Below are 18,799 nucleotides of genomic sequence, written 5' to 3' on the forward strand. Positions count from 1 at the left end.
TGTGCCACAAGGATTTCACAGGCAAGATGCCTGTGCCACAAGGATTTCACAGGCAAGATGCCTGTGCCACAAGGATTTCACAGGCAAGATGCCTGTGCCACAAGGATTCTTGTGGGGTGGGCATCTTGCCCGCCCAAACTATTTGCACAGGCAAGATGCCTGTGCCACAAAAATTATTGTGGGGTGGGCATCTTGCCCGCCCCAAATATTTGCACAGGCAAGATGCCTCTGCCACAAATATTCTTGTGGGGTGGGCATCTTGCCCGCCCCAAACTATTTAAAATTATCCTAAAGACCGGCCGCACAAACAGCCGCACCAATTAACCCTACATTGGGATTCAATACAAGACGAACCGGCATCATTTCTAACAGCGAATCCATCCGGCCTTTGTGCGTAAAAGCCCGCATAAAACCCCCTTCTAGAATCAGCGGCAAAATCTTAGCAGCAATGCCGCCAGCTACGTACAAACCGCCGTAAGGTAACAGTGTCACAGCCAGATTTCCCGCCACTGCACCGTAAGCTTCTACAAACATTTGCATTGTTTGTTCGGAAAGCCGATCGCACTTTTTGAGTGCCGCCTGTGCAATTGTAGCACCCGGATCGACAGTCTTTTCAGTTTTCCCGACCTCTGACTCCCATTTTTTGATAACTTCCCCTACCTCCGACGATTCAGGAGCAAACTTTCTGTCCCGCAAAAACTGGTAAATTGAAACAATCCCTTGTCCCGAAACTACACGCTCGATCGATATTCTTTGAATGTCGTGTTTTGCTAACAAATATTTCAGCAATTCAAACTCCAACTCGGAACGAGGAGCAAAGTCCCCGTGTCCCCCTTCCGAAGAAAAAACCCTGATGCCATTTGCTTCGGGAATTCCAAAACAATTTCCCAAACCAGTCCCCGCACCAATAACAGCAATTGGATCGTGTTGGCGGGGTTTTCCGACTTGCAAAATGTGCAAATCTTTAGCATCCAAACCCCACACGCCGTAGCCAACCGCAACAAAATCATTAATTAAACTGACGCGGGATATTCCTAATTCTTGTTCCAGACGCTTCGCATCTAGCCTCCAAGGCAAATTAGTCAGTTTTGCAGTGTTATTAACCACCGGGCCTGCGATCGCAAAACAAGCTTTTTCAGGCAATGGCGCAAAATCCAATTTCATACCAGCTTCCGTCAAAAACTGCTGCACCATCGGTACTAAATCGGGAAACTCGCCGCTCGGATAGCGAAACTCATAAAGAGCGTTCATTTCACCGTTAACAGTCCTTTCCACTAAGCGCAAAATAGTCTTAGTTCCGCCAATATCGCCCGCTAATAATAATGCCATAAATCTCTTTTTCACCCAAAGATAACATTCCCCATTTAAACACCCACAGTATTAATTGCCAACCAAGCCCGCAGCACCTCAGCCACTGTCCAAGCTTGAGCCGTGCAGCCTCGCGGCGAGTGGGGGGCGTCGCCCTCAAAAATTTCGCCCAGACTGCCAACTCCGGCGGCCCTTATATGATGTGCCATCGGTGCGAAAAATTCGCGAGCTTGTGCTGGGTCTTTGTATACGTGCAAGTGCGCCAAGACAAACGGGCCAATCAGCCAGCCCCAAACTGTGCCCTGGTGGTAGGCGCTGTCGCGCTGCAATTGGTCGCCTCCGTATGCGCCGCGATACTGCGGGTGCTGCGGCGAGAGGCTGCGGAGGCCGACAGAAGTGAGAAGTTGCTGGGCGCAGGCGTCCACCACGCCGCGCTGCTGGATGGGTGTCAGTAACGGTGTATAGCGGTGGGTTTCCTTTGCCCGCAGTCCCCTTGCGGATAAAGAGTTCGGAGGCGGATACCCAGTTAATAGGGGCAAGGATACGGCGAATATTTGGTTGGGCCGCAGCGAACTATCGTGTCCGTCGGGGCCGTCGAGAACGTCGTAACAGTAACCGGTTGAGGCGTTCCAGAAACGAGGGAATCCGGCGGCTGTTCGATCGCCCAATTGCTGGTATTCATTGTGAGGCTTGCCCAGTTTTCGAGCAAAACTTGCCATAGCTTGTATAGCATTGTACCAAAGCGCGCTGAGTTCGATCGGCTTACCAATCCGAGGCGTCACCACCCAATCGCCGATTTTCGCATCCATCCAAGTCAGTTGCACCCCGGTTTCGCCCGCGTAGATTAAACCGTCATCGGGATCGACGCGGATGTTATACCGAGTTCCCTGTATGTGCCAATCAACAATCTCACATAAAGTAGGCCAGAGTTCGCTCAAAAGTTCGTCGTCCCCCGTGGCATCGATATAAGCGCGAATTGCCTCAAAGTACCACAGAGTGGCGTCTGCGGTGTTGTATTCCGGTGCGCCGCCCGCATCCGGGAAGCGGTTCGGCAGCATTCCCCGATCGACATACCGCGCAAATGTCCGCAAAATAGATCGCGCAATTTCCCATCGCCCGGTACAGATTGTGAGACCGGGCAAGCTAATCATCGTATCGCGCCCCCAGTCGCTAAACCAGGGATATCCGGCGACGATGGTTTTCCCCTCCGGTTCCTCTGCTACCGGGCGGCTGACGATGAATTGGTCGGCGGCTAGCACTAAGCGATTTATCCAGTCGGGAGATTTGCTCGCTTTTGACCATTTTTCCAGCACTTCTCCCTCATAAGTGCGGCGCACTTCTAAAGCTGTACCGCCGTTGAGTTCGGTATTTTTCTCGGTGCTCGCTATCAATGTGAGAGAACTTCCCGGTGCGATCGTCATGTGAAAAGTCGCCGCGTGCAAGTGCTCCTCGCAGTAGTCCAATCCGCGGCGCTTTTCGGCTGCTAGGTCAAATCCGTAATGCCAATTGTATAAAGGCGTAGAAACTCGAAATTGGGCCTCTGGTTCGGCATCCGTCAGCAGGTACAGGGGTGCAGACTTGGGAAATGCAGTTACGCAAACCCCGCTTTCCAAGGTTTGTAGGCTCATCTGCCAGTCGCCGACGTTCGTGGTGTGGTGGTAGTCGCGATAGTTGATCAGGGCTTTGACAGCGAGGGCGATCGGTTGTGAGGCGCGGTGCAAGCGGTATTGAATATATGTTGTGTTAGCACCTTGCTGCATCCAAATCCGCTTTTCCAGGATAGCGTCGGCGAGAGCAAACCTCCAAACAGGTGTCGTCCCTTCGAGGTGAAAGCTTTCGATGTAGTTGTAGCCGTGGGGTTCCATCGTTGCGTCGGCCCAGCGGTTTGTATAAAGCGGATAGGCGCGATCGTTATACACAGCCGTCTCGTCCAGCTTGGCGAGCATCAAAGTGCGTCCCAGCGGGGGTTTGAGGGCTGCTACCAGCAACCCGTGATAGCGGCGGGTGAGGAGATTTGCGATCGTCCCGCTAGCGTAACCGCCGATCCCGTTTGTCACCAACCACTCGCGAGACTCCGCCGAGTCGAGATTGCAGCAGATTTCCCGTCCAAAAGCCATAACCATAAAAAATACACTCGCGCTGATTTTTGACCTACCTTTAGGTAGATTTTCGACATGATATCAACCAGAAATATTAACGATTCCAGGCCGTTAATTTGGCGATCGCCCCCGTGCCGATTCCTGCTGTAATTTCGGCCTCACCAACCGCTACTTTTGCCCCTTACCCAATTTTCCCCTTTGATGCCTCTGTCTAAAGTTAGTTGTTTGTTATATTAAGTAATATTACCGTCTAAACAGGCGCTGAACGTTAAGGGCAAGCATTTGATAGCGCGTCGGGCGATCGAACTACCAACCTATTTTATAAGGAGAACAGCTCAAAGTGAAGATAGGAGCAAATTACCTCGGCAATAACCAATGTGAATTTACCGTTTGGGCGCCCACCCTCAAACAAATCGCCGTCCAAATTGTTTCCCCAAAAAAACGCCTGATACCCCTGCAACAATCCGCAGAAGGTTATTGGCAAACCACAGCTACAGACATCGAACCAGGAACCCTTTATACCTACCAACTCGAAGGAAAAATAGACCGACCAGACCCAGCCTCAAAATATCAACCCCAAGGCGTGCACGCTCCGTCGCAAGTAATAGATGAAAATATTTTTACTTGGACTGACACAAATTGGCAAGGCGTGCCGCTAGCCGAAATGATTATTTACGAACTGCACGTCGGCACATTCACCCAAGCCGGAACATTTGAAGCAATAATTCCCCAGCTAAAACAACTTAAAGAATTGGGAATCAACGCCATCGAAATAATGCCAGTAGCCCAATTTCCTGGCGATCGAAACTGGGGATATGACGGCGTATATCCCTACGCCGTTCAAAACTCCTACGGCGGCCCCGAAGGCTTCAAAACACTCGTCAACGCCTGCCACGAACACGGCATTTCAGTAATTCTCGATGTAGTGTACAACCACCTCGGCCCCGAAGGAAATTATCTCAGGGACTTCGGCCCCTACTTTACCTCAAAATACGGCTCGATTTGGGGAGACCCCCTCAACTTCGACGACGCCTACAGCGACGGTGTGCGTAACTACTTTATTGAAAACGCCCTCTACTGGTTTCGAGACTATCACATCGATGCCCTGAGATTAGATGCCATTCAAGCAATATTTGAAGTAGGTGCAAGACCTTTTTTACAAGAACTATCCGATGCCACAGCCGATATTTCCCAAGAACTAGGACGGAAACTTTACTTAATAGCCGAAAGTGACTTAAATGATGTCCGCACTGTACGTCCCAAAGAACTCGGTGGCTTCGGACTAGACGCCCAATGGTGCGATGATTTCCACCACGCACTGCACGCCTTGCTCACCGGAGAAGACGACCGATACTACCAAGATTACGGCAAGTGCGAACACTTAGAAAAAGCCTTCAAAGAAAGCTTTGTTTACTCCGGCCAGTACGCCCCCCACAGAAAGCGGAGACACGGCAATTCTGTTAAGGATGAACCGGGTCATAAATTTTTGGTGTTTGCCCAAACCCACGACCAAATCGGCAACCGCATTTTGGGAGACAGACTATCCAAAATAGTTGACTTTGAAGGATTGAAACTGGCAGCCGGCACAGTCTTAATTTCTCCCTACATTCCCTTCTTTTTTATGGGAGAAGAATACGGGGAAGAAGCACCGTTTTTTTACTTCGTTTCCCACTCGGACGAAAACTTAATTGAAGCTATCCGCAAAGACAAACAACAAGAATTTAAAATCTTTGAAGGCCGAGGCGAGTTTCAAGACCCCCAGAGTCCTGAGACTTTCGATAAGTGTAAGTTAAACTGGGAAAAACAAACCCAAGGCAAACACAAAATCCTTTGGGAATGGCACCAACATTTGATTCACCTGCGGCGGACAATACCAGCCCTTAAAAAACTCGACAAAAACAGTCTAGAAGTGTCCAGCATTGAAGCGGAAAAAATCTTATTTCTACGTCGTTGGACAGATGACAGCCAGATATTCTGCATTCTAAACTTCAACAGGCAAGAGGTAGCTTTTACGGCTGCACTTCCCCAGGGCAACGGTCACAAAATTTTAGACTCTGCTGATGAAAAATGGATGGGTTCAGGTTCTAGCTTGCCTGAAAAGATAACTTCAGAGCAAAAATTGACCGTTAAACCGCAGAGTTTCGCACTCTACGAATTAGAATAATTAAAAGTCGAGGCAGAGCCTCAAATACAGGCGTTCCTAGGCAGAGCCTAGGAACAAGAAACGGGAGGCAGAGCCTCTCTCATTCCCAGGCTATGCCTGGGAATGCAGTTCAGGAGGCTCTGCCTCATATATTCTTAAAAAAGAAAACCCTAAACAAGCAGGAGTAAAATTAACATGATGAGAATTCCCACAACAACTTATCGGATTCAATTTCATGCAGGTTTTAACTTTGAATCCGCAAAACAAATCCTTAGCTATCTGGAAGATTTAGGAATTACCGACGTTTACGCTTCACCAATATTTAAAGCCAGAAAAGGCAGCTCTCACGGATACGATGTCGTTGACTCAAATCAGATCAATCCCGAATTGGGAACCTCAGAAAATTTTGAAGCCCTCACATACGAAATCAAGAAACGGAACATGGGATGGCTGCAAGATATTGTTCCGAACCACATGGCTTACGATACTCAAAATTTGCTGCTGTTAGACGTATTGGAACACGGGCCAGATTCCGACTATTTTGATTACTTTGATATTGAATGGAATCACGCTTACGAACATCTCAGGGGTCGAGTGCTGGCTCCACTGCTGGGCAATTTTTATGGAGAGTGTCTGGAAAATGGCGAGATTCAACTCAAATACAGCGAAATTGGGCTGACTATCAATTATTATAGCTTACAATTGCCAGTAAGAATTGAATCTTATGCTAAATTTATCAGTCATAATTTGGGGCATTTAGCCAGGGAATTAGGCAGACGCCATCCAGATTTTATCAAGTTTTTGGGAATTCTTTATTTGATTAAAAATACACCTTCAGAAACTAAAGGTAAAACCCGATACGATCAGATAGCTTTTGTCAAAGGACTCCTGTGGGAACTCTACAATCAAAATCCCCTTGTACAGGAATTCATCGATGAAAATATCAAAGTTTTTAACGGAGAAAAGGGAAATCCAGAAAGCTTTAATTTGCTAGACGATTTGCTTTCCGAGCAGTTTTACCGTCTGGCTTTCTGGAAAGTGGGGGCCGAAGAAATTAACTACCGAAGGTTTTTTACGGTCAACGAACTTATTTCGGTAAAAGTTGAAGAGATTAAAGTTTTTCACAAAAACCATGCTCTGATATTCGACATGGTTGATGAGGAAAAGTTTACCGGATTGAGAATCGACCACATCGACGGACTGTACGATCCCACAGAATATTTGAAACGGCTCCGGGAGAAAGTGGGAGACACTTATATTACTGTTGAAAAGATTCTGGAACACGAAGAAGATTTGCCGTCATATTGGCCGATTGAGGGAACTAGCGGCTACGACTTTTTGAATTACGTAAACGGCGTTTTCTGTCGGTGCGATCGCGAACAGCAATTTAGCGAAATATATCAGAGATTTACTCGCTTGACCGTTCCCTACGAACAGTTGTTTTTAGATAAAAAAGGACTGATTGTTGAGAAAAACTTGGCGGGAGATGTAGACAATCTAGCTCAACTTTTGAAGAATATCTCCGGTCAATCGAGACAGGGAAATGACTTTACTCGTCCCGGTTTGGAAAAAGCATTGGCGGCTGTTTTGACAATTTTTCCAGTCTACCGAACTTACATCAATCAAGACGGTTTGAGAGAGTCCGATCGCACTTACGTAAAATATGCGATCGCCCATGCCAAAGAACAAGTACCGCGACTCCTCAAGGAACTTAAATTTATCGAAACGGTGCTGTTGCTCGAAGAAGAAGAAACTCTAACACCAGAACAAAAAGAGCAGCGTCGGCACTTTGTAATGAAACTCCAGCAGTTGACAGGCCCATTAATGGCAAAAGGCGTGGAAGACACGCTTTTATACGTCTACTATCGGCTTTTATCACTCAACGAAGTGGGAGGAAATCCCAGTCAGTTCGGCGTGTCGCTGGTAGATTTTCACGAGTTCAACCAACAGCAGCAAGTCGCTTGGCCGCACAAAATGAATGCTACAGCTACCCACGATACCAAACGCGGCGAAGATGTGCGAGCCCGAATAAACGTTTTGTCAGAAATTCCCGATGAATGGGAACAGCAAGTCAGGTCTTGGAGAGAAGTAAACTCTTCTAAGAAAGTCAACTTTGTGAATCGAATGGTTCCAGATACTAATGACGAATACTTCCTGTACCAAACTCTGCTAGGCAGTTTTCCCTTTGAGGGAATTGAAAACACTGATTATGTCCAGCGCCTGAAAGATTATGTCATTAAAGCAGTCCGCGAAGCAAAAGTTTATACGGCTTGGCTGAGACCGGATAACGACTACGAAGCTGGTTTTATGACCTTTGTCGATAGCGTTCTCGAACCTTCGGAACAAAATCAGTTTCTCAACAAATTTACACCTTTCTGTAAAAAAGTAGCTAATTACGGAATTTTCAATTCTTTATCTCAAACGCTGCTGAAAATCACGGCTCCGGGCGTTCCCGACATTTATCAAGGGACGGAATTCTGGGATTTAAGTCACGTCGATCCCGATAACCGCCGTCCCGTTGATTTTGAGCGCAGAATCGAGGTTTTGCGGGAAATAAAAGAGCAAGCTCAGACGGATATTTTGCAACTGGTTGAAGATTTGATTGCGACGCGAGAAGACGCGAGAATTAAGTTGTTTTTGACGGCAAGAGCGCTAGAAGCGAGAAAAAAATACTTGCAAGTTTTTCAATCAGGTGACTATGTGCCCCTGGAAGCAGTTGGCACGTTTAAAGATAATGTTGTTGCCTTTGCCAGAAGCTTTGGAGAGACTACCGTTATTGTCATTGCTCCCCGGTTTTTGACTGGAATTGTCAAACCGGAAGAAATGCCGATCGGCAAACAAGTCTGGAAAGATACTAATTTGGAATTATCCGAGCAAATGCCGTCGGTTTGGAAAGATGCAATTACAAATCAGGTGGTAGAAAGTAACGGTACCTTGGCAATTGGTGAAGCTCTGAGTTACTTTCCGGCAGCTCTGCTGATCGGTAAAAAATAGAAACTAAAGTTGTAGGGTGCGTCAGGAATTGATTATTGGGAGTTCACAATGTTTTTTGGCTCTGACGCACCATACCATGTGCTGGGCTTTTTGAGTTAAAATAGTAGTAGGAAAGCAATCTTAGTAGCGGGAGAAATAGCAAAATGCGATCGCTCGTCAAAACCGAAACCAGTACCGAAACCAGACTCTCTTGGTGGGCTTACCTATTTGTCCTCGACGAATTCATTGCCGAAGCAGATGGTACGATCAACGGCCCAGCAGCCTTGGGCAACCCAGTTTTGAAGCTGTCCGAGCGCGACTGGGATTTTTTGTTAGACATGATGTTAGATCCGCCTCCCCCTAATGAAGCTCTGATAAAACTATTTCAAGACTATCGCAACTCAAACAAAGAATAAATTGTGGACTTTATTATTTGTCCGATAGATAGAATAGGACGCAGTACAAGCAGTCTCAAAAAAGACCCATTTAATTCTGGAAATCCAGAATTAGATAGGTACTTCAAACAGTACGCTCAGAAAAACGATCTAGATGGGATTGCCAAAACTTTTGTTGCTTTTTCGCCTGGAGGCACTCAGATAGTTGGCTATTATTCTTGCTGTGCAGGTGTACTTGAACGCCAAGACTTGCCAGCCGACCTGCGCCAAAGGCTGCCTAGATATCCGATTCCAGCTATACTGATTGCTAAACTTGCGGTCGATCGCTCAATGCAGGGTAGAGGACTGGGGAAACAACTATTATTTCACGCCCTTGCTAGCTCACTAGATGTATCTAGAATAGTAGGAGTTTACGGTGTCAGAGTTGATGCCATAGACGAGAATGCAAAAGAGTTTTACCAGAAGTTTGGCTTCTTAGAAGGCCAGGAAACAGCCTTTTCACTTTTTATGCTGATGAACACAATCAAACAGGCAGCAACTGTGAATCCCTCCCCTCCAACCGCTACTTAACATGACTCTAACTGATAAATTTTACTTTTATTTTCCAGCCGATCGACCGATCGCCCCTACCAACCAAAAAAAATTTATACCACAAAGACGGCAAATACAACACAACGTATACGGTTTGCCACAATACCCGAATCGATCGCACACCGTACATTGGGAAGAGTAAAGAAAAGCAGTCAACAACTGTAGCGGTGCAAGCCTCACGGATGCAACCGTCCCCCAACAGGTTCGGTAAATACCCCTTCATCGCAAGGTCTACCGCCCGCAGTATAGAGATAAGCACCCTATCGAAGACTGTATTAAAGCAGGACTCACTACCCGTAAACCGTGAGGTAAAATGGCAGTCCTGAATAACCAGACTATCGCACAGATAAAACACCAAAATTTTGTAGAGATTGGAGCCGGAACACCCCTATGGGAAAAGTAGTTGGAATTGACTTAGGTACGACAAACTCCTGCGTCGCAGTTATGGAAGGCGGCAAACCCACCGTCATAGCCAACGCCGAAGGGGGTCGCACCACACCTTCTGTAGTAGCATATGCTAAAAATGGCGATCAACTTGTCGGACAAATCGCCAAGCGTCAAGCCGTGATGAACGCCGAAAACACCTTTTACTCAGTAAAACGGTTTATCGGGCGTCGCGTTGATGAAGTAACCCACGAAACCACTGAAGTTTCCTACAAAGTTCTCAAAGTCGGCAACAGCCTCAAACTAGACTGTCCCGCCCGCGGCAAGCAATTTGCCCCAGAAGAAATTTCTGCACAAGTTCTCCGCAAACTCGTAGAAGACGCCAGCAAATACCTCGGCGAAACTGTTACCCAAGCGGTAATTACTGTTCCCGCTTACTTCAACGACTCCCAGCGCCAAGCTACGAAAGACGCAGGAAAAATTGCCGGTATAGAAGTGCTGCGGATTATTAACGAACCTACAGCAGCAGCTTTAGCTTACGGGTTAGATAAAAAGAGCAACGAAACCATCCTCGTATTTGACTTAGGTGGCGGTACTTTCGACGTATCTATTCTCGAAGTAGGCGACGGCGTATTTGAAGTGCTAGCAACTTCTGGAGACACTCACCTCGGCGGTGACGACTTCGACAAAAAAATCGTCGATTACATCGCTAACGAATTCCAAAGAGCCGAAGGAATTGACCTTCGCAAAGACAAACAAGCACTGCAACGCCTGACGGAAGCAGCCGAAAAAGCCAAGATTGAGCTTTCGAGCGTTACCCAAGCAGAAATCAACCTGCCGTTTATTACCGCGACTCAAGACGGGCCAAAACACTTGGACACGACTTTGACGCGGGGCAAGTTTGAAGAACTGTGCTCGGATTTGATCGATCGCTCTCGCATCCCCGTAGAAAATGCGATCCGCGACGCCAAATTAGACAAATCTGCAATTAATGAAGTCGTCTTAGTTGGTGGTTCTACGCGCATTCCTGCGGTGCAAGAACTGGTCAAAAAACTCCTTGGCAAAGACCCCAACCAAACGGTAAACCCGGACGAAGTGGTCGCAGTCGGTGCAGCAATTCAAGCCGGCGTACTCTCCGGCGAAGTCAAAGACATTCTGTTGCTCGACGTTACTCCGCTGTCTCTCGGCGTCGAAACCTTGGGCGGCGTGATGACCAAAATCATTCCCCGCAACACCACTATTCCTACCAAGAAGTCGGAAACTTTCTCGACTGCTGTAGACGGCCAAACAAACGTGGAAATTCACGTTTTGCAAGGCGAACGGGAAATGGCGAATGATAACAAGGATTTGGGAACCTTCCGCTTAGATGGAGTTCCACCGGCACCTCGTGGCGTACCTCAAATTGAAGTTACTTTCGATATCGATGCTAACGGTATTTTGAATGTAGCTGCTAAGGATAAAGGTACTGGTAAGGAGCAATCGATTAGCATTACTGGTGCTTCTACTTTGCCCAGCAATGAAGTCGAGCGCATGGTGAGGGAAGCTGAATCGAATGCTTCTGCTGACAAGGAACGTCGCGAAAGGATAGATCGCAAAAACCAAGCTGATTCTCAAGCCTATCAAATCGAGAAGCAGTTGGCAGAATTGGGCGATAAAGTTCCCGCTGATGACAAAACTAAGATTGAAGGGTTGCTTAAAGACTTGCGATCCGCGATCGAGAGTGAAGATGACGATCGCATCAAAACCTTGACAACCGAGTTGCAGCAAGCGTTCTACGCTGTCAGCAGCAACCTGTACCAGCAAGCAGGCGGCCCGACTGACGGCCCTGGCGGCCCCGGTGGCCCTGGTGGCTATGGAGACGGCGGCCCCACTGGCGGCGGCGACGACGTGATTGACGCCGACTTCACAGAAGGCAACAAATAGCAGGCTAAACTAAAAGCCCGTAGCTAGAAGCAAGAAACCCGGTTTTGAACAGAAACCGGGTTTCTGTTCGTTCAAAAACAAACCAAAGCCGATCGACTAAAATTACTAAAAATCTTGCTTGAGGCATAGAGACAAAACTAAAATATGCTTCAGTAAATATCATAAACTAGCAGTAATATCGCAATCGAGAGCCATTAAATGTCACGTTCTCCTATACAAAATTCCTCCCCAAATACTCCCAGCCCATCTCATGTTGCATCCTTGCGCCGACTCCGCCGCATCAGCCATTTACTCGACAATGCAATTCCGATTCCCGGCACAAAATACCGCATCGGACTCGATCCGATACTGGGACTTATACCGGGCGGCGGCGATTTAATCAGTTCAATTTTTGCAGGATATGTTGTCTTCAAATCCGCTCAAATGGGAGTGCCACAAGAGACTTTAGTCAAAATGGCCACTAACATCGTATTTGATACAGTTGCCGGTACTGTACCGGTAGCCGGAGACTTGTTAGATGTTACTTGGAAAGCTAATGTCAAGAATATAGAATTGCTGGACGCTCATTTAGGTTCCCCTGAACCTGGGAAAAAAGCCGACTGGTTATTTGTGGCGGCTTTGCTGTTGGGTTTAATGTTAATTGTCGGAGGTGTAATTTTCTTGAGCGTGATGCTTTTTGGGTGGCTATTTCAAGTGATTACAGGACGTTAATTTCGGGTTTTAGACCCAATTTTTCCGATCGAGCGATCGCCCTTTCTCGATCCTAAAACAATATATATTAAGGGGATTGACAAATATTATTTAATGTGTATTTAATTTTCATTTTTTTGGGAAACTAGCTATTTACCCGATCGCCCTTGAGTCCGATATAGTGATATAATCCAGACTATAATATCAAATTGATATAAATGCTTGAATTATCAGCACTTGGACTGCTACAGTTGCAACCCCTGCACGGCTATCGGCTAAAGCAAAAACTGGAGCTGTTTATGAGCAGTTGCATCAGCGTCAACTACGGAGCGATTTACCCGCTGCTGAAGCGCTTGGAAGAGCGAGGGGAGATTTCGGTAATTGCCGAAGAAGCCGGAGATGCGGGCTGTCCGCGCAAAATATACGGAATTACCGCCAAAGGGCGCGAACTCTGGCGGCAAAAAATGCTCGAACACCCTCAAGAAAGCTGGGTTAACAGTGGTTCCCGGTTCCAAATCAAGTTTTTCTTTTTTGGCGACTTAGAACCCGCAGAACGGCTGAAGCTATTGGAACACCGCTTGCGAGCCTGTTACACCAGGCAAGACTACATCGAAAGCCTCAAGAGCGAATATCCACTAACCGATGACTATCAATTCGCCTCTCGCGATCGCTGCAAGTCAGTGCTGGCGTCAGAGATAGAGTGGTTAACCGAGCAACTAGCCAAGGAAAAAAGTGCGATCGCCGGAGTGCGTGACTTCCCAACCTTCGCTGAATCCGCCGACTCCAAGGGAAAATCCTTCCAACTCACCCACTCAGGTGAGTCATAAGAAGGATGTGCAATCTTGCCTGCCATCGTAACTTTTGAGAGATAACAAGAAGCTTTCCTAAAAAGAATCACTCCCTGGCTTTGCTAACTGCGATCGACAAATTCCCCGCACATCCCCCAACCTCATTAAAAAGGGACTTTCCCGATTCCATCCTGTTTAAAATCGCTTGTCCTTATTCCCCCATGTTGGAGGGGAACGCCGGAAAATCAAAGATTTCGCCCAAGTCTCAGTAAGTCAGAAGTTAAAAAAAATCTAAGTGGTGCTGCCAATGAGTAATTCTAAATTCCCAGAATCCGTCGTTGAAACAGAAGAGCAAAAACCTGCCACACCCGAACGGCACCCAACCGATGCAGACAGCGATCTACCAGAGGATTTTCCCGCCGTTGCCGATGATCGCCATGAATCTGTTGCTAAACCACGATCGCGCTGGCCTCTAATTGCCGCGATCGCGATCGCCACAGGCGCAGCAGGTTTCGGCTGGTACTCCTGGCAATCGGGTCAGAATCGCCCACAGCAACAGGCAGCCGCAGCCCAACCCCCAGCCATACCAGTCAAGCTCGCCACCGTAAAAACCAGCTCAGTCGAAGATGCTTCCGAATTTGTTAGCAGCTTAGAAGCCAAGCGTTCAGTAGAAATCAAACCCGAAACAGAAGGGCTAGTCACGGAGATTTTTGTCAAATCCGGGGACTTCATAAATAAAGGGCAAGCCATCGCCCGCATGAAAAGCGACAGCGCCCAAGCTGACTTGAGGGAATCCCAAGCCAACCTGATCCGCGCTCAATCCCACTTAGCCGAATTGCAAGCAGGAGCCAGGCCCGAAGAAATCGCCCAAGCTCAAGCCCAAGTCGCCCAAGCCCAAGCCAACCTAGCCCAACTGCGATCGGGCTCTCGGCCAGAAGAAATTGGTCAAGCCCAAGCCCGCGTTAGCCAAGCTGAAGCCGACCTCGCCGATGCCGAAACAGGTAGCCTCTTAGAAGAAATCGCCCAAGCAAGAGCGCAAATAGAAGCAAGCACAGCCGAAGCAAAGTTAGCCACCCAGCAACTTGCCAGATATCAGGCCTTGGCAAAAGAAGGCGCAGAATCCGCGAACACCCTCGAGCAATACACCCAAAAAGAAGGCAGCGCCAAAGCCAACCTCCGAGAAGCTCAAAGGCGGTTCGAGCAGCGACAAAAGAACAGACAAGCCGAGATCGATCGGCGCACAGCAGCCTTGCAACAGCAGCGGCAAGCTTTGCGGCAATTGCAAAACGGTTCGCGCCCAGAGGAAATAGCCAAAGCCGAAGCAGAAGTCGCACAAGCCAAGAGCAGATTAGCGCAGTTAGCCAACGGTACTCGCCAAGAACAGCTCGATCAAGCTGAAGCGCAAGTTGCCGAGGCCGCCGCTCAAGTGCGCGGCTTTGAAGTACAACTGCAAGAAACTGCGGTCATCGCGCCCTTCGCGGGAGTCATCGGCGACATACCAGTGAAAGTAGGTGATTACTTGCAAAAAGGTAACGCCATTGCCACCCTGACAGAGAACCAATTGCTAGACTTGCGGTTATCAATTCCTTTGGAACGGCAGCCTCAATTACGCTTAGGGCTGCCAGTACAAATGCTCGACGCTCAAGGTAAGGCGATCGCGATCGGTCAAATCAGTTTTATCTCCCCCAACGTCAGCGCCAATTCCCAAACAATTTTAGCTAAAGCCACCTTTCCCAACCCCAGTGGCGAACTGCTTAATCTCCAGTTTGTAAAAGCTAAAGTCATCTGGAAACAGAACCCCGGAATTTTAGTTCCAGTAACAGCAGTCACTCGCTTAGGTGGAGAAACTTTTGTCTTCACAGCTCAAAAGCCGGAACAGCCAAAACCTGGGATGCCACCTTTAGTAGCGCGACAAAAATCCGTGAAATTGGGAGCCATTGAGGGGAATAATTATCAAGTTATCGAAGGTTTGAAAGCCGGAGAAAAAATTGTTACTGCCGGCATCCTTAACCTCACAGACGGGGTTCCGATTATGGCTCAAGAGGAAGGGAAAGAAGCAGGGAAAAAATTACCAGTGGGGGGCAAAAATTAATATGCTACCTCCAGTTCTTGTGCCCCTTTTTAAGTAGGGCTGTTTCATTCTTGTAGGGGCAGCCCCCCGTGGCTGCCCTGCCCCCCGTGGCTGCCCTGCCCCGATCCCTTCTGGATGGGGGTCGGCACGGGGGCACGACCCCTACAATATCGGGTAAATTAGCAATTAGCAATTAGCCATCCGCAACTACCCATTACCCAAATAATGTTTGCAGATTTCTTTATTAAACGGCCTGTCTTTGCTAGCGTCTGCGCCTTAATTATTATCTTGGTAGGCGCAATCAGCATTCCCACATTGCCGATCGAACGCTTCCCCGACATTAGCCCCACCCAAATTAACGTCACAGCCAACTATAGCGGTGCGAATGCTGAAGTTGTCGAAAATGCGGTAACAAACATCCTAGAAAGGCAAATCAACGGCATTGAAGGACTGAAATATCTAACTTCCAGTAGCACTAACAGTGGAACTAGCACCATTACAGCCACCTTTGATACTTCCCGCGACAAAGATATCGCCGCCGTCGATGTGCAAAATCGAGTTGCAGTCGCTCAACCACAACTGCCAGATGCCGTACAGCGCACAGGAGTTACAGTTACAAAACAATCTAACAGCCTCCTGCTGGCTATAGGATTATTCACCGAAAATAAAGAATACGATACCATATTTTTAAGCAACTACGCCGACCTCTATTTAGCCGATACTTTAAAGAGAGTAAAAGGCGTGGGCGACGTGCGAATTTTTGGGGAAAGACGCTATGCTATGCGCCTGTGGATCGACCCCAATAAATTAGCGGCTCGTAATCTAACAATGCAAGATGTAACAAGAGCAATTAACGAACAAAACTTGCAAGTTGGTGTAGGAAGAATTGGTCAAGAACCAGCCCCCGAAGGGCAAATGTATCAGATTGATTTGAGTGCCGAAAGTCGTCTAAAAAGCCCCACAGAATTTGAAGACATAGTTATTAAAAGCGAACCAAATGGAACTTTAGTTAAGTTAAAAGATGTCGGCAAAGCAGAATTAGGAGCAGAAAATTATAACTCTTTCCTGCGATTTCGAGGGAATGACGCTGTGGGTTTAGGGATTTACCAATTGCCAGGAAGTAATGCTCTAAATGTTGCCAACGCCGTCAAAGTAGAAATGGCAAAATTAGCTAAAAACTTCCCTCCGGGGGTGATACATAGAACCGCACTAGATACGACTCAATTTGTCCAAGAGTCAATGGCAGAAGTAGTCAAAACTCTGTTTGAAGCAGTATTGCTAGTGGTGATAGTTATTTTTGTTTTCCTGCAAGATTGGCGCACTACGATTATCCCCACCATCACCATTCCCATTTCCTTGATTGGGACATTTGCCTTTATCAAAGCTTTCGGCTTTACGATTAACAGTTTGTCTCTATTTGGTCTTACCTTAGCAACAGGTTTAGTGGTTGATGACGCTATCATCGTAGTCGAAAATATTGACCGTCTAGTCCGCCAAGGTATGAATGCCCGCCAAGCAGCTTCCGAGTCAATGCGGGAACTTTTTAGTGCTGTAATTGCCACTTCCTTAGTATTGATGGCCGTCTTCGTACCAGTGGCATTTTTCCCAGGGACAACGGGAGCACTCTATAAACAATTTGCCCTAACAATTGCTTTTTCCGTACTGCTTTCTACCTTTATGGCGGTTACTCTTACTCCCTCACTTGCCGCTATATTACTGCGCCCAGGTAAGAAGTTTGGCGGCCCGTTGGGTTGGGTGTTTAACCGCATTAATATTTTTCTGGATTGGACGCAAAAGAAATATAGAGATTCCTTAATATTCTTAACACGATTTAAAACCATTGTTACCCTGTTGTTTATCGCTTCTCTGGGATTCACAGCTTGGCTTTATTTAGCAGTACCGACAGCATTTATCCCAGAGGAAGACCAGGGCTATTTTCTGACAATTATTCAAGGGCCTCAAGGCGTTTCGCTGCAATACACCCAGCAGGTGATGGACGGAGTTGAAAAAGAAATCCTTCAAGTTCCTGAAGTTGTGGGGACTTTTTCTGTAGGTGGCTTTGGTTTTAGTGGTAACAGTTCCAACCAAGGGATTATATTTACTACCCTTAAACCCTGGAAAGAAAGGAAAGGTGAAGATCAAACCGTACAAGCGATTATTGGTAAATTGCGGGGTAAGTTTTTCGCGATTCCCGAAGCTAGAATTTTCCCTGTAAATCCGCCGGCTATTCAAGGTTTAGGTCAATTTGGAGGCTTCCAATTTCAATTGCAAGACCGCAAAGGTAACAGCGGTTTAGATTCTCTAGTTCAGGCGATGGGTGGGATTTTAAAGCAGGCGAATCAGACACCGGGATTGCAGGCGGTATTTAGTACGTTTGCTGCGAATACGCCTCAGTTAGTTGTGGAAGTTGACCGCAATCGAGCTAAGGCTCTAGATATTCCCATTAATGATGTTTTCAGTACGTTACAAACGGCTCTGGGTTCTCAGTATGTGAACGATTTTAACCTCCAGCAGCGCACTTATCGGGTGTATGTTCAGGCGGATAAACAGTTTCGTGATAACCCTGAAGATATTGGGAAATTGTATGTGCGTTCTGGAAAGAATGAAATGATTTCTTTGAGCAATTTGGTGAAGATAACTCCCGTCGTGGGAGCGCAAACTGTTAACCACTACAATTTATATAGGTCAATTGAAATTAGTGGCTCTCCGGCTCCGGGAGCGAGTTCTGGACAGGCGATAAAATCGATGGAAAAAGTGGCCACTCAAGTTTTACCAGGAGGTTTTGGCTATGAATGGTCGGGGAGTTCTTTAGAAGAAATTGAGTCGGGGGGTCAAGCACCAATTATTTTTGGTTTGGGACTGATTTTTGTGTTCTTGGTTTTGGCGGCTCAGTATGAAAATTATGTCGATCCTTTCATTATTTTGTTATCGGTTCCTCTGGCGATTTTAGGTGCACTTTTAGCTCAGTCGTTACGGGGTTTGGCGAATGATGTTTATTGCCAGATAGGTTTGGTGATGTTGATTGGATTGGCAAGTAAAAATGCGATTTTAATTGTGGAGTTTGCGAACCAGTTACGGGAGCAGGGATATTCAATTGCTAAGGCGGCAGTTGAGGCTTCTCAAGAGCGTTTACGACCGATTTTGATGACTTCTCTATCATTTATTTTGGGGATTGCTCCCCTAATTAACCCAGAAGGTGCGGGTGCAGCGAGTCGCCGATCGCTGGGGAATGCGATCGCCGGGGGGATGGTTGTTTCTACTGTGTTGAGTTTGTTTATGGTGCCGGTTCTGTATGTGGTGGTTGTCTCGGCTCGCGATCGCTTTCGGAAGCGCGATCGCCCGCAAAATCTGCCCGAGGATGGCACAATTTTGAACGGGAAAACGCCTCCCCACGAGGAGATTGAACGCGATAAAGTATCGCCGTTGTAGTTGGT

13 protein-coding genes are annotated in these 18,799 nt (G+C 47.3%); 11 read left to right on the forward strand and 2 right to left on the reverse strand.

Features of this window, described 5'->3' with window-relative positions; genetic code table 11:
• Window positions 1-281, forward strand: a 281-nt coding sequence (locus tag QT992_RS23035) for a hypothetical protein (RefSeq protein WP_333377804.1), incomplete at its 5' end; no start/stop codon positions are given.
• A 7-nt stretch (window positions 282-288) separates the two neighbouring features.
• Here the strand turns inward: QT992_RS23035 and QT992_RS23040 are convergent.
• The gene (locus QT992_RS23040) at window positions 289-1,329 is read right to left on the reverse strand and encodes a glucokinase (protein WP_333320282.1); all 1,041 of its coding nucleotides are present in this window, start codon (window positions 1,327-1,329) and stop codon (window positions 289-291) included.
• A gap of 35 nt (window positions 1,330-1,364) precedes the next feature.
• Window positions 1,365-3,431, reverse strand: a complete 2,067-nt coding sequence (locus QT992_RS23045; protein WP_333337745.1) for an amylo-alpha-1,6-glucosidase — start codon at window positions 3,429-3,431, stop codon at window positions 1,365-1,367.
• 316 nt (window positions 3,432-3,747) lie between these two features.
• Between QT992_RS23045 and treZ the strand changes: the two genes are divergently transcribed.
• The 10 genes from treZ (at window position 3,748) to QT992_RS23095 (ending at window position 18,794) form a co-directional block, all read left to right on the forward strand.
• Window positions 3,748-5,571, forward strand: coding sequence for a malto-oligosyltrehalose trehalohydrolase (gene treZ, locus QT992_RS23050; protein WP_333337742.1), 1,824 nt, complete (start codon window positions 3,748-3,750; stop codon window positions 5,569-5,571).
• A 177-nt stretch (window positions 5,572-5,748) separates the two neighbouring features.
• Window positions 5,749-8,544, forward strand: coding sequence for a malto-oligosyltrehalose synthase (gene treY / locus QT992_RS23055; RefSeq protein WP_333337778.1), 2,796 nt, complete (start codon window positions 5,749-5,751; stop codon window positions 8,542-8,544).
• A gap of 143 nt (window positions 8,545-8,687) precedes the next feature.
• Entirely contained in the window at window positions 8,688-8,939 is a 252-nt protein-coding gene (locus QT992_RS23060) for a type II toxin -antitoxin system TacA 1-like antitoxin (RefSeq protein WP_333337738.1), read from the forward strand.
• Between the two features lie 3 nt (window positions 8,940-8,942).
• Window positions 8,943-9,488 (forward strand): GNAT family N-acetyltransferase, encoded by a 546-nt coding sequence (locus QT992_RS23065; protein WP_333320275.1) that lies wholly within the window; start codon window positions 8,943-8,945, stop codon window positions 9,486-9,488.
• 1 nt (window position 9,489) lies between these two features.
• Window positions 9,490-9,651 (forward strand): hypothetical protein, encoded by a 162-nt coding sequence (locus QT992_RS23070; RefSeq protein ID WP_333320273.1) that lies wholly within the window; start codon window positions 9,490-9,492, stop codon window positions 9,649-9,651.
• A 248-nt stretch (window positions 9,652-9,899) separates the two neighbouring features.
• Window positions 9,900-11,816: a molecular chaperone DnaK gene (gene dnaK, locus QT992_RS23075; protein WP_333320271.1), complete on the forward strand. Its 1,917-nt coding sequence runs from the start codon at window positions 9,900-9,902 to the stop codon at window positions 11,814-11,816.
• Between the two features lie 198 nt (window positions 11,817-12,014).
• Window positions 12,015-12,527 (forward strand): DUF4112 domain-containing protein, encoded by a 513-nt coding sequence (locus tag QT992_RS23080; RefSeq protein WP_333320269.1) that lies wholly within the window; start codon window positions 12,015-12,017, stop codon window positions 12,525-12,527.
• Window positions 12,528-12,724: 197 nt separating this feature from the next.
• On the forward strand, window positions 12,725-13,333 hold the full coding sequence (locus QT992_RS23085; RefSeq protein ID WP_333337733.1) for a PadR family transcriptional regulator: 609 nt from the start codon (window positions 12,725-12,727) through the stop codon (window positions 13,331-13,333).
• Window positions 13,334-13,601: 268 nt separating this feature from the next.
• Window positions 13,602-15,386, forward strand: a complete 1,785-nt coding sequence (locus QT992_RS23090; protein WP_333337731.1) for an efflux RND transporter periplasmic adaptor subunit — start codon at window positions 13,602-13,604, stop codon at window positions 15,384-15,386.
• 204 nt (window positions 15,387-15,590) lie between these two features.
• Window positions 15,591-18,794 (forward strand): efflux RND transporter permease subunit, encoded by a 3,204-nt coding sequence (locus QT992_RS23095; protein ID WP_333337729.1) that lies wholly within the window; start codon window positions 15,591-15,593, stop codon window positions 18,792-18,794.
• Window positions 18,795-18,799 lie beyond the last annotated feature (5 nt).

This window comes from Microcoleus sp. T3_D1 (assembly GCF_036700405.1).
Lineage (GTDB): Bacteria > Cyanobacteriota > Cyanobacteriia > Cyanobacteriales > Microcoleaceae > Microcoleus.

Bases quoted from the DNA above. Each gene is read 5' to 3' on its own strand.
- QT992_RS23045 (WP_333337745.1), bottom strand. From the start codon at position 3,431: ATGGTTATGGCTTTTGGACGGGAAATCTGCTGCAATCTCGACTCGGCG.
- QT992_RS23095 (WP_333337729.1), top strand. From the start codon at position 15,591: ATGTTTGCAGATTTCTTTATTAAACGGCCTGTCTTTGCTAGCGTCTGC.
- QT992_RS23080 (WP_333320269.1), top strand. From the start codon at position 12,015: ATGTCACGTTCTCCTATACAAAATTCCTCCCCAAATACTCCCAGCCCA.
- QT992_RS23070 (WP_333320273.1), top strand. From the start codon at position 9,490: ATGACTCTAACTGATAAATTTTACTTTTATTTTCCAGCCGATCGACCG.
- QT992_RS23060 (WP_333337738.1), top strand. From the start codon at position 8,688: ATGCGATCGCTCGTCAAAACCGAAACCAGTACCGAAACCAGACTCTCT.
- QT992_RS23040 (WP_333320282.1), bottom strand. From the start codon at position 1,329: ATGGCATTATTATTAGCGGGCGATATTGGCGGAACTAAGACTATTTTG.
- QT992_RS23085 (WP_333337733.1), top strand. From the start codon at position 12,725: ATGCTTGAATTATCAGCACTTGGACTGCTACAGTTGCAACCCCTGCAC.
- dnaK (WP_333320271.1), top strand. From the start codon at position 9,900: ATGGGAAAAGTAGTTGGAATTGACTTAGGTACGACAAACTCCTGCGTC.
- treY (WP_333337778.1), top strand. From the start codon at position 5,749: ATGAGAATTCCCACAACAACTTATCGGATTCAATTTCATGCAGGTTTT.
- QT992_RS23090 (WP_333337731.1), top strand. From the start codon at position 13,602: ATGAGTAATTCTAAATTCCCAGAATCCGTCGTTGAAACAGAAGAGCAA.